We start from the raw sequence: 11401 nt of genomic DNA on the forward strand, positions 1-11401 counted from the left end.
GTCAGGTGAGTCACAGAAATTACTCGACGAAATTCGCCAACCTCTGAAAGAATTCCTTTCATGAGTTTCTATGGCCTCATTAATGGAACTGAGAAATCTCTTCTTCAATTCTTGAATCAACTATCTGGCGTTGATCAAGTGGGTGCAGAATCTAGAGCTGCAATGCTGGCAACTCGAAGCATAAAAACAACAAGTAAGAAATGGGCAATTGATACCGCAATATCTATGGTTGACCTAACAACTCTGGAAGGTGCAGATACACCCGGAAAAGTTCGCGCCTTGTGTTCAAAGGCAGTCAGACCTGACCCAACGGATCCAACAGTTCCTAGTGTGGGCGCAATCTGTGTTTATAACGATATGGTTGAAATTGCACGCACACATTTAGATGCAATTGGCGGAAAACATGTTCGTGTTGCCGCTGTCTCCACTGCATTTCCATCTGGCCGAGCCTCTATGGAAGTGAAGATTCAAGATACTCAAGATGCAATCAATGCGGGTGCAGCTGAAATTGATATGGTGATTGACCGTGGAGCATTCTTAGCAGGTAAGTATGGAATGGTCTTTGATGAGATTGTAAAGATTCGAGAAATCTGTGGTGAGAAGGCGCATCTTAAAGTTATCTTTGAAACTGGCGAACTTGTCACCTATGACAATGTTCGAAAGGCTTCCTACCTTGCAATGCTTGCCGGAGCTGACTTCATCAAGACTTCCACAGGAAAGGTGGCACCTGCTGCTACTACGCCAGTTGTGCTTGTGATGCTCGAAGCTGTGCGTGATTTTTATACACTCACACAACGAAAAATTGGGGTCAAACCTGCCGGCGGAATCCGAACTACGAAAGATGCAATTAAGCAATTGGTACTTGTAAATGAGACCGCAGGTCCTGACTGGTTAACTCCGCAGCTATTTCGAATCGGGGCAAGCGCACTTCTCAATGATTTACTGATGCAGCGCATGAAAATGTCAGATGGCTACTACGCTAGCCCTAACTACGTATCGATTGACTAGGAATGGGCGCAAGATGACCTTCGAGTATGCACCGGCGCCAGAATCTAGGGCGATCGTCTCAATCAAGCCTAAGTATGGTCACTTCATTAACGGCTCATTTGTTGCTGGAAAGAAACACTTCCCAACCATCAATCCCGCGACCGAAGAGATATTAAGCCTTATCTCTCTGGGTGGTGTGTCAGATGTTGATAAGGCGGTTGCAGCAGCGCAAAAGGCTTATACAAAAACCTGGTCAAAGCTTTCAGGTAAAGAACGTGGAAAATATTTATATCGAATTGCTCGAATTCTGCAAGAACGTGCACGTGAGTTTTCCGTCCTTGAGACTCTCGATAATGGAAAGCCTATCCGTGAAACTCGCGATATTGATATTCCACTCGTTGCAGCACACTTTTTCTATCATGCAGGGTGGGCCGACAAATTAGATTACGCAGGTCTCGGTCACTCCCCTAAAGCCTATGGCGTTGCCGGACAGATTATTCCTTGGAATTTCCCACTGTTAATGTTGGCTTGGAAAGTTGCACCAGCACTTGCCACTGGTAACACCGTAGTTCTCAAACCAGCAGAGACAACTTCGCTGACTGCTCTACTTTTTGCTGAAGTCTGTCAGCAAGCTGAATTACCAGATGGAGTAGTCAATATTGTTACCGGCGATGGCTCTACTGGCGCAGCGATAGTGAACCATCAAGGAATTCATAAGATTGCATTTACTGGATCTACTGAAGTTGGGAAGAAGATTGCTCGCGCTATTGCAGCCACAGATAAGAAAGCGACCCTGGAATTAGGTGGAAAGGGTGCCAATATTGTCTTCGATGACGCCCCAGTAGATGAAGCAGTCGAAGGAATCGTCAATGGAATCTTCTTTAATCAGGGACATGTCTGCTGCGCGGGATCAAGGTTAATTCTGCAAGAGAGTATCGCTGATGAAGTGATTGAAAAACTCAAGGTCAGAATGTCTAAGATTAGAGTTGGGGATCCGCTCGATAAAAATACGGATCTCGGTGCCATCAACTCAAAGGAGCAGTTGGTAAAGATTAAAGAGCTCTCAGCAATCGGAGATGGCGAAGGTGCGCAACGTTGGAGCCCACAGTGCAATCTGCCTGATAAAGGTTTCTGGTTTGCTCCAACAATCTTCACGGGTGTCACTCAGGCTAACCGAATCGCACAGGAAGAGATTTTCGGTCCAGTTCTCTCAGTGTTAACTTTTAGAACTCCCCAAGAAGCTATCGACAAGGCAAATAACACTCCCTTCGGATTATCTGCCGGTATCTGGAGCGAGAAAGGCTCACGAATTTTCTGGGCTAGCCAACACCTCAAAGCCGGAGTTATCTGGGCAAATACCTTTAATAAATTTGATCCAGCATCGCCATTCGGAGGATATAAAGAATCTGGATGGGGTCGCGAAGGTGGTAAGCATGGCCTTGCTGCATATTTAAAAAACGGCAAAGAGACTGGGGCGAAGTAAATGACTACTAAGAAGCAGCCTCGCGTTGATGTAAAGAAGACTTACAAACTCTTCATCAATGGTGCATTTGCCCGTAGTGAATCTGGCCGGGTATTTGAAGTAAGTGCCAAGAATGGGGATTTCATCGCTAACCCCGCACTGGCATCACGTAAAGATCTACGTGATGCAGTGACAGCGGCGCGTGCTGCGCAATCAGGGTGGTCCAAGGCCACTGCCTATAACCGTGGGCAAATTCTCTATCGCATCGCTGAAATGTTAGAAGGCAGAACGGAACAATTTGAATCTGAAATTGCACTTACTTCGCAGATAACCGCGGCTAAAGCCAAGGCACAAGTAACAGATGCTATAGATCGTTGGGTTTGGTATGCCGGCTGGAGTGACAAACTTCAAGCAGTCAGTGGAGCCACAAATCCAGTCTCTGGTCCATTCTTCAATTTCTCAATCTCTGAGCCGCAAGGCGTGATTGCCATCGCATCTGATGTGAGTTTTATCGATTTCATCGATGCTATCGCCGCCGCCGTAGTCTCAGGTAATACAACTGTTATTCTGGTTCCTGGTTCACTTGCAGTGCCAGCAATGACTTTTGCCGAAGTGTTGGCAACTAGTGACCTACCAGCTGGTGTCATCAATATCCTGACCGGATCACTTGATGAACTTGCCCCGTGGGCTGCATCTCATATGGATATTGATGGTTTTGATATCTCCGGCATTAACAAGAAAAAACACGGGGAACTGAAAGTAGCTGGGGCTGAGAACTTAAAGAGGATTCATGCATTTGGTAATGGTCAAAGCCCGTCAAGAATCCTTGCCTTTATGGAATCTAAAACTGTCTGGCACTCGGTCGGGGTATAGCGAACTTACTCCTCTGAAATCTTTGCATACTGCGGTTTCACAACGCCTTCGATAATCGATAGCCGTTCTTCAAAGGGAATGAAGGCGCTCTTCAGGGCGTTAATTGTCACTCGCTGCAAATCTTGGAAGGTCCAATCACATTGATTGACCATCTCAGTCATTTCTCGCGACATCGAAGTCGCCGACATCAAACGATTATCGGTATTAATAGTCACTCTAAAGCGGAGCTTGGCTAGTTTTGCTAGCGGATGGTGGGCAAATGAATCTGCAACACCTGTTTGAATATTGGAAGATGGACACATCTCTAGGGGCACTCTGCGATCTCTGACATAAGAAGAGAGTCGACCAAGGCGGGCTGGTGTGTGATTAAAATCGATATCGTCGGTAATGCGAACACCGTGACCTAAACGTTCTGCTCCGCACAATTGAATAGCTTCCCAGATAGATGGCAGGCCATAGGCCTCACCCGCATGAATTGTGAAGTGCGCATTCTCGCGGCGCAGATATTCAAAGGTATCGAGCTGATCACTCGGTGGGAATCCATCTTCTGGCCCGGCAATATCAAAGCCGACAACTCCTTGATCGCGATACTTCACTGCCAGCTCTGCAACTACTTGTGAAAGTTGATTCTGGCGCATTCCACAGAGAAGTGACATGACGCGAATCGCGTTTCCTTCACTCTTTGCTTCAGCTTCACCTTCGCGGAAACCCTCGAGAATTGCTTCGATGGCTTGTGCAAGTGTCAGTCCTTTTTCGGTAATCAGTTCAGGTGCCATGCGAACTTCAGCATAGACAACACCATCGCGCGCAAGATCAACAGCGCATTCGCGTGCAACTCGGACAATATCTTGCTTGCGTTGCATCACGGCAACGGTGTGAGCAAAAGTTTCTAAGTAGAGAACTAGTGAGCCTGAATCACATGATGATCTAAACCATTCAGCAAGTTCTGCTGCTTCATAAGTTGGAAGTTCATGGCCAATCTCTTTGGCAATATCAATAATTGTTTGTGGGCGCAGTCCACCATCCAGGTGATCGTGCAGCAGCGCCTTAGGTAAACGCTTTACCTGTTCCGCTGTTGGCTTCTTGGTGATGTTACTCATCCTTCGATTCTCTCCAAAACTAGTGGCAGTCGATTGACGGTTCCGCCCTCGACTATTGTGACAGCACCTTCTAGAATCTCTAAAGCGCGCTCGAATCTAGCTGGCTCATCGGTATGTAAAGTCATGAGCGGAGCACCTGCAGAAATGTAATCCCCTGGCTTTGCATGTAACTCGATTCCAGCACCCGCCTGCACCTTCTCGCCCTGCTTAGAGCGCCCCGCACCTAAGCGCCAAGCGCTGACTCCCACCTTCATGGCATCCATGGTGGTCACCGTGCCGCTGTGAGCGGCTGCAATCACATGTTTTTCTCGCGCTGTTGGCAACGCTGCATCTGGGTCTCCCCCTTGAGCGCTAATCATTCTGCGCCAATGATCCATTGCACTGCCATCTTTAAGTGCAACTTCTGGATCTTTTCCTACAATTCCAGCAGCATCAATCATTTCGCGTGCAAGCAAAATTGTTAATTCAACAACATCGCTGGGGCCACCCCCTGCTAATACCTCAACAGATTCACGCACTTCAAGGGCATTACCTGCAGTTAAGCCCAGTGGCACATCCATCGCAGTAACTAACGCGCGAGTCTTGACTCCGGCATCCGTTCCCAGGGCCACCATCGTGCGAGCGAGCTCTGATGCCTTCTTGGGATCTGACATAAATGCCCCGCTGCCAGTCTTCACATCAAGAACCAGGGCCGAAGTTCCCTCGGCAATCTTCTTACTCATAATCGATGATGCAATGAGCGGAATTGCCTCCACTGTTGCGGTGACATCACGTAGTGCATAAAGCTTCTTATCAGCCGGTGCTAACCCAGCACCTGCAGCGCAAATGACTGCGCCAGTCTCTTGTAATACTTTGAGCATCTCATCATTAGAAAGTGATGCGCGCCAGCCAGGAATTGATTCAAGTTTGTCGAGCGTGCCACCAGTGTGGCCAAGTCCGCGACCAGAAAGTTGAGGAACGGCGCACCCACACGCCGCCACAAGCGGTGCTAACGGCAGTGTGATCTTGTCGCCAACGCCACCAGTGGAGTGTTTATCTACAGTCTTACGATCGAGCATCGACCAATCCATGCGTTCACCACTATTAATCATCGCGTTGGTCCAACGTGATATCTCACGTGAGTTCATTCCATTAAGCAGGATTGCCATGAGTAGCGCCGACATCTGCTCATCTGCAACAACACCACGGGTGTATGCATCGATGACCCAATCAATCTGTGTGTCGCTGAGTTCGTTACGGTCTCGCTTAGCTGCAATGATTTCTACAGCTGCAAAAGGTTCAATCATGAAAGGCGATTCTCAATTTCCTCGGGTCCAAAAGCCCATGGAAGTAAATCTCCCAGAGTCTTTACGCCCTGATCAGTCATCATTTGTAGTGTGGAGCCACCATGTTCTTGCAATAACTGACGACAGCGACCACACGGCATCAATGCATTTCCTGCGATATCCACACATACAAATGCCACAAGCCGGCCCCCACCTGTTGCAATCAGTGAGGAAACCAAACCACATTCGGCGCACAAGGTCAGTCCATAACTCGCATTTTCAACATTGCATCCAGAAACAATGCGACCATCATCGACAAGTGCTGCTACACCCACCGGAAACTTTGAATACGGCACATACGCCTTCTTCATCGCAGTGAGCGCTTCTGCGCGTAGTACGTCCCAATCAATATTCATCAGTGTGAACCTCCACCACGTTTATACGGAATTCCATCGGCGGCCGGCGCTCGAACTTTTCCAATAAATCCTGAGACGGCAATGATTGTTGCAATATATGGAGCCATCAACATAAATTCAGATGGAATTGGGGTACCAATAATTGTCAGTAGCCCTTGGAGATTATCGGCGAAGCCAAAGATCAAAGCAGCTGCTACTGCTCCCATGGGGCTCCAGCGGCCAAAGATGAGCGCTGCTAAGGCGATAAAGCCCTTACCTGCAGTCATCTCCTTACTGAAAGATCCAACTGCGCCTAAAGTGAAGAAGGCACCACCAAGACCTGCAATGGCACCCGCTAAAATTACGTTCTTAAATCGAATTGCGTTTACGTTGATTCCAACGGATTCTGCAGCAGTTGGATGCTCACCTACAGCGCGCGTACGAAGACCCCACCTGCTTTTAAATAGTGCAATGTGGATAATAGTTACGAAAATATACATCAGGTAAACAATTATGCTCTGGGCAAAAAAGATGGGTCCAATCACTGGAATCTGCGAAAGCAAAGGAATCTCTCTGGGAACAAATGCCGTGGCTGAATTCCATTCGCTTTGATATGGAATAAGAAGTTTCTTGTAGAGAAAACTAGTTAATCCAATTACCAAAACATTGAGAACAAAACCGAGAACTACCTGATCAATTCCGTATCTAATTGCAAAAATCGCAAGAAGAAGGGAAATTAGTGCTCCAGCGATGGGAGCAAAGAGTAGTCCCCACCAATTATTGTGTAGTAGTGAAGCAACAACACCCGAGGCAAAGGCCCCAGCTAGAAGTTGTCCCTCGATTGCAATATTGATAACTCCTGAGCGTTCTGATAGCACACCAGCCATCGCCCCAAAAATAAGTGGGACGGAGAGTAGTAAACCTCCTTGTAAGAGACCTGTAAGAGGAATGAACTTCCCTGCAGCTGCCCAACAGAGGAAGGACATAAGAAATGCAGATCCGAAAACAAGACTGATAACTCTTGAATGTCTCCTCATCGTAAAGAGGCCTAATGCCACAAGCGCAGTGGCTACCGACAGGACGGCGAAGAGTAAGGCGCCAGATTTGGAGTCAACAATCCACTTCTCGAGCAATACCCATTCCTTGCCTAAGATAAAGCCAAATGTGACAGGCTGGCTTTTATCCGGCAGGAGTGCAAAAACGACAAGTGCAAAAATTCCTAGTACACCCATTGTGATTACCCCACGGAATTTTCGTCTCTCCGGAACAGACATTGTGCGCAAACTAATCTTTGCCATCAGCCATTCCATCCCTTCGAAGAGATTGTCGCTCCTTGGTCTAGATTCTTTAATCTGAATATTGCCTTAACCAGAGCTGGTGCCGCAATAAAAAGGACAACTAAAGCTTGAATTACTAGTACTAGATCCAGTGGTGTTTCTGTGCTCGCCTGCATCTCTAACCCACCAGCCCGAAGAGCACCAAAAAGTAGAGCAGCAAATACTGTCCCTATTGGGGTGGCGCGTCCAAGTAAGGCGACAGTGATTGCATCGAATCCAAAAGTTCCACCAACCCCAGCTGTGAGTGCTGGTTCCGAGCCTAGTATCTGCACTGCACCACCCAGACCAGCAAGTGCACCGGCGATAAACATCACCGTCGTCGTAGTTCGCCCAACTGATATACCCGCAGTCTTAGCTGCGACTGCATTAGCTCCAACTGCGCGAAATCGAAATCCCCAAGTGCTGCGTTGTAAAAGCCACCAGACCAGGGCTGCTACAGCTAAAGCGATAATAAATCCTAAATTTGCTCTGAGGTCAGCGCCAAAAAGCTTAGGCAATCTTGCCGTGAGCGCAACTTCGGGTGCAAGTGGATCTTGACGACCTGGTCGCAAAAAAGTTTCAGTGCTTAAAAGCCACAGTAAAAAGTATCCTGCAACATAATTAAGCATAATTGTGACGATAACTTCGTGCGCACCTGTACGTGCCTTTAGTAGGCCCACAAATCCACCGTAGATTCCGGCAGCAATTACTGCCGCCAGGATGGCCGAAAGTGCATGAATTACAACCGGAAGATCGAAATAAAATCCAACAAAACTTGCTCCAATTGCGCCTGCAATAAATTGTCCTTGGGCTCCAATATTAAATAGTCCTGCGCGAAAGGCTAGTGCTACAGAAAGTCCTGTGAGAATTAAAGGTGATGCGGCAACGATTGTCTCTGAGAATGGGTAGAAGCCATTCCAGTATCCATTTCGAGTCAGATTTGGATCGAAAACTGAACCTTGCCATAGCGCCGCAAAAGCACCACCAGCTGTAGCAAAAGCCTTTACCAGCATCTGTAATGGAGAGGATTTAAGGGCCAACACTTCTGAATCAGAGAAGGCGACAAGCAGGCCACTCACTAGGAGAGCCAAAGCAAATGCCAACAATGGAAGGGCTAGCTTCCTTGAAACCTTTTGCCAAAGGTTCCTCATCTATTTACCCCCGCCATCAATAATCCAAGTTCTTCTCTTGAAGTTGTTGCCGGTACGATTGCAATAAATTTGCCTCGATACATCACTGCGATTCTATCTGCCAAAGAAATCACTTCGTCTAGTTCGGTGCTGAAGAGAAGAACTGCACGCCCCGAATCACGTTCTGCTATGACTCGTTCGTGTACAAACTCGATTGATCCAACATCTAATCCACGCGTGGGCTGTGACGCTACTACTAATTTCACTGGCCGAGATAGTTCACGGGCAAGGACGACCTTCTGCTTATTACCACCAGAGAGAGAAGACGCTGAATCTTTTGGTGATTGCGCACGGATATCAAACTCAGTAACTCGAGATGCTCCGTTTTCTGAAACGACACTTTGAGAAATAATTGCACCTCTAGCAAAAGGAGGGAGGTCATGTAAGTCGAGGATGAGATTCTCTTCAATACTAAATGAAGATATCAATCCGTCCTCTTCTCGAGATTCTGGAACGAATGCAATTCCTGCATGCAGGGCTTTTCTCACAGAAACCTTCGATATGTCCTTTCCCGCTAAAGTGATTTTCCCATCTACGTGGTCCTGTAATCCAACAATTGCCTCCGCTAGCTCGCTCTGGCCGTTTCCTTGCACGCCCGCAACTGCCAGAATTTCTCCAGCCCGGATAGAAAATGAGATATCAGAGACAAGTGCCCTGCCCGTATGGTCTCGAATTGTTAAATTCTCCACATCGAGAATTACAGAACCAAATGACGGAGCAGCTTTTTCAATTTCAAATGACACAGGTCGGCCAACCATAAGAGAGGCAAGTTCCTCTTGTGAAGCATCAGGCGACGCTATCGCTACAACTTTACCGCGACGAATAATTGAGATCTTATCTGCCGCTTCTTGCACCTCACGTAGCTTATGAGTAATGAAGATTATTGCCGTACCTTGATCCCGTAGTTTTCTCATATTTCGAAGGAGTTCATCTGTCTCCTGTGGGGTTAACACCGCTGTTGGTTCATCCAAGATGAGCACCCTTGCCTTATAAATGAGAGCTCTAATAATCTCCACGCGCTGCTGGATTCCCACCGGCAAATCCTCAATCAAGGCATCGGGATCAACATCAAAATTAAACTCAGCAGATACTCGAACTATCTCTCTCTTTGCCGCCTCCAAATCAAGGAACCCAAACCCTCTTACCTTTTCGTGACCTAGAACTATATTTTCAGCGACCGTGAATACCGGAATAAGCATAAAATGTTGATGCACCATTCCGATTCCAGCAGCAAGGGCATCGAGCGGTGAATTAATCGTAATTTCTTTCTCATCAACTAGAATTTTCCCTTCATCCGGTGCTAAGAGCCCGTAGACAATGTTCATAAGCGTAGATTTACCAGCGCCATTTTCACCAAGAAGCGCGTGGATTTCGCCTGATTCAACTCTCAAACTAATTGAATCATTTGCGATCAAATCACCAAATCGTTTGGTGATGCCGCGGAGCTCAAGAGACATAGCGTAAATCTACTCTGTAATTTACTTTATACAAAGCAAATGGGACTAGTGAATAATCACTAGTCCCATTTGTTGGACTTGAAATCGGTCCCTTATAGATTACTGAACAGCGATCTCACCTGATTTGATTGCATCACCAAGTGCTGCAATTTCACCGCTGAGTTCTGCAGAAACCATATCTGCAAGATCATAGAATGGAGCCAAGTAGGTTCCACCATTCTCAAGATTGCCCTGGTAACCAGTTGCTGTGAATGTACCTGCTGCTGCTTCAAGAATTACTTCCTTAACAGATGTATCTACACCCTTCACTACTGAGGAAAGAAGTACTTCCTTGTACTGAGAAGCAGCCACGTAACCATCGGTGTCAACCCAGATTACATATGACTTCTTTGAGGCAATTGAATTACCTGCAGTTGCTCCACCAAGTCCACCAGCAACTGGGAAGATAATGTCCGCACCCTGTTGCTCGAAGTTCTTAGAGATTTGCAGTGCCTTTGCGGAGTCAGAGAACCCGCCAACGAATGTGCCGTCCTTCTTAGCGGTATCCCAACCAAGGACCTTTACAGACTTGCCTTTGACTTCGTTGTAGTGCGCGACGCCACGAGCAAAGCCATCCATGAAGATTGTGACTGGTGGAATGTTAAGTCCACCGTATGTAGCAACAGTTCCGGTCTTTGAAACTCCTGCTGAAAGGTAACCTGCTTGGAAAGCTGACTCATTTGTTGAAAATTGAATTGGCTTTAAGTTATCAAACTTAGTTCCTGGATAGACTGAACCATCTGGTCCGTGATCTTCACCATCCTGGTCAACGATTGCGAACTTAACATCTGGGTTCGCTTTAGCACCTTCAATGATTGCGCCATTGATAAGGAAGCCAACGCCAATGATTGTTGTACATCCCTCATCTACGAGCTTCTTAATGTTTGGTGCGTAATCTGCATCGGTTGCTGCAGCAAGATACTTAACTTCGATATCTGAATTCTCTTCAGCTGCAGCCTGAGCTCCAGCCCATGCTGACGCGTTAAATGACTTGTCATCCACGCCACCTGTGTCGAGAGCAAGGCACGCTTTGGCTCCAGCACTCTCACTTGACGCACTACAGCCGCTTAATACCAGGGCAGCCGAGGCAAGTATCGCCATCAATGCTAATTTGTTTTTCAAGGTTCCTCCAAGGAATAGTTGAATATTGCTTTGCCAGAGCCTAGTAGTTGAGGCCGATAATTCCCAAGAATTGAGGCGCAAAAACGTGGGCGTGGCATGTAACAGCTAGGAAAACTCTCAAGTTGAAGTTGAGCGCTATTCGGTGATTTTTTCAGCTGTGGCGGCTGCAATATTAATTGCATCACTTTTCGCCAA

The 11401-nt window shown here is 47.1% G+C and carries 10 protein-coding genes; 3 read left to right on the forward strand and 7 right to left on the reverse strand.

What is annotated here, in order from left to right:
* Nucleotides 1-60 precede the first annotated feature (60 nt).
* The 3 genes from deoC to AC9UEP_RS03845 are packed head-to-tail and all read left to right on the forward strand — an operon-like array spanning nt 61 to nt 3322.
* Nucleotides 61-1008, forward strand: coding sequence for a deoxyribose-phosphate aldolase (gene deoC, locus AC9UEP_RS03835; protein ID WP_509544145.1), 948 nt, complete (start codon nt 61-63; stop codon nt 1006-1008).
* Nucleotides 1009-1021: 13 nt separating this feature from the next.
* The gene (locus AC9UEP_RS03840; RefSeq protein ID WP_509544147.1) at nt 1022-2470 is read left to right on the forward strand and encodes an aldehyde dehydrogenase family protein; all 1449 of its coding nucleotides are present in this window, start codon (nt 1022-1024) and stop codon (nt 2468-2470) included.
* Nucleotides 2471-3322 carry an aldehyde dehydrogenase family protein gene (locus AC9UEP_RS03845; RefSeq protein ID WP_509544149.1) on the forward strand — a complete coding sequence of 284 codons (852 nt, stop codon included), beginning with the start codon at nt 2471-2473 and terminating at the stop codon, nt 3320-3322. It abuts the gene before it with no gap.
* A gap of 5 nt (nt 3323-3327) precedes the next feature.
* Here the strand turns inward: AC9UEP_RS03845 and AC9UEP_RS03850 are convergent, their stop codons facing one another.
* From AC9UEP_RS03850 to AC9UEP_RS03880, 7 genes are all read right to left on the reverse strand, one after another.
* The gene (locus AC9UEP_RS03850) at nt 3328-4422 is read right to left on the reverse strand and encodes an adenosine deaminase (protein ID WP_509544151.1); all 1095 of its coding nucleotides are present in this window, start codon (nt 4420-4422) and stop codon (nt 3328-3330) included.
* Nucleotides 4419-5708 carry a thymidine phosphorylase gene (locus AC9UEP_RS03855; protein ID WP_509544152.1) on the reverse strand — a complete coding sequence of 430 codons (1290 nt, stop codon included), beginning with the start codon at nt 5706-5708 and terminating at the stop codon, nt 4419-4421. Before AC9UEP_RS03855 ends, AC9UEP_RS03850 begins: the two co-directional genes overlap by 4 nt.
* The gene (locus tag AC9UEP_RS03860; protein WP_509544154.1) at nt 5705-6103 is read right to left on the reverse strand and encodes a cytidine deaminase; all 399 of its coding nucleotides are present in this window, start codon (nt 6101-6103) and stop codon (nt 5705-5707) included. Before AC9UEP_RS03860 ends, AC9UEP_RS03855 begins: the two co-directional genes overlap by 4 nt.
* Entirely contained in the window at nt 6103-7380 is a 1278-nt protein-coding gene (locus AC9UEP_RS03865; protein ID WP_509544156.1) for an ABC transporter permease, read from the reverse strand. The genes AC9UEP_RS03860 and AC9UEP_RS03865 overlap by 1 nt, the downstream gene beginning before the upstream one ends.
* Nucleotides 7380-8549, reverse strand: coding sequence for an ABC transporter permease (locus AC9UEP_RS03870; protein WP_509544158.1), 1170 nt, complete (start codon nt 8547-8549; stop codon nt 7380-7382). Before AC9UEP_RS03870 ends, AC9UEP_RS03865 begins: the two co-directional genes overlap by 1 nt.
* Nucleotides 8546-10045, reverse strand: coding sequence for an ABC transporter ATP-binding protein (locus AC9UEP_RS03875; protein WP_509544160.1), 1500 nt, complete (start codon nt 10043-10045; stop codon nt 8546-8548). The genes AC9UEP_RS03870 and AC9UEP_RS03875 overlap by 4 nt, the downstream gene beginning before the upstream one ends.
* 99 nt (nt 10046-10144) lie before the next feature.
* The gene (locus AC9UEP_RS03880) at nt 10145-11206 is read right to left on the reverse strand and encodes a BMP family lipoprotein (RefSeq protein WP_509544162.1); all 1062 of its coding nucleotides are present in this window, start codon (nt 11204-11206) and stop codon (nt 10145-10147) included.
* Nucleotides 11207-11401: the final 195 nt, after the last annotated feature.

Source organism: Candidatus Planktophila sp. (genome assembly GCF_040402315.1).
Lineage (GTDB): Bacteria > Actinomycetota > Actinomycetes > Nanopelagicales > Nanopelagicaceae > Planktophila.

Bases quoted from the DNA above. Each gene is read 5' to 3' on its own strand.
- AC9UEP_RS03850 (WP_509544151.1), bottom strand. From the start codon at position 4,422: ATGAGTAACATCACCAAGAAGCCAACAGCGGAACAGGTAAAGCGTTTA.
- AC9UEP_RS03845 (WP_509544149.1), top strand. From the start codon at position 2,471: ATGACTACTAAGAAGCAGCCTCGCGTTGATGTAAAGAAGACTTACAAA.
- AC9UEP_RS03875 (WP_509544160.1), bottom strand. From the start codon at position 10,045: ATGTCTCTTGAGCTCCGCGGCATCACCAAACGATTTGGTGATTTGATC.
- deoC (WP_509544145.1), top strand. From the start codon at position 61: ATGAGTTTCTATGGCCTCATTAATGGAACTGAGAAATCTCTTCTTCAA.
- AC9UEP_RS03870 (WP_509544158.1), bottom strand. From the start codon at position 8,549: ATGAGGAACCTTTGGCAAAAGGTTTCAAGGAAGCTAGCCCTTCCATTG.
- AC9UEP_RS03865 (WP_509544156.1), bottom strand. From the start codon at position 7,380: ATGGCAAAGATTAGTTTGCGCACAATGTCTGTTCCGGAGAGACGAAAA.
- AC9UEP_RS03840 (WP_509544147.1), top strand. From the start codon at position 1,022: ATGACCTTCGAGTATGCACCGGCGCCAGAATCTAGGGCGATCGTCTCA.
- AC9UEP_RS03855 (WP_509544152.1), bottom strand. From the start codon at position 5,708: ATGATTGAACCTTTTGCAGCTGTAGAAATCATTGCAGCTAAGCGAGAC.
- AC9UEP_RS03860 (WP_509544154.1), bottom strand. From the start codon at position 6,103: ATGAATATTGATTGGGACGTACTACGCGCAGAAGCGCTCACTGCGATG.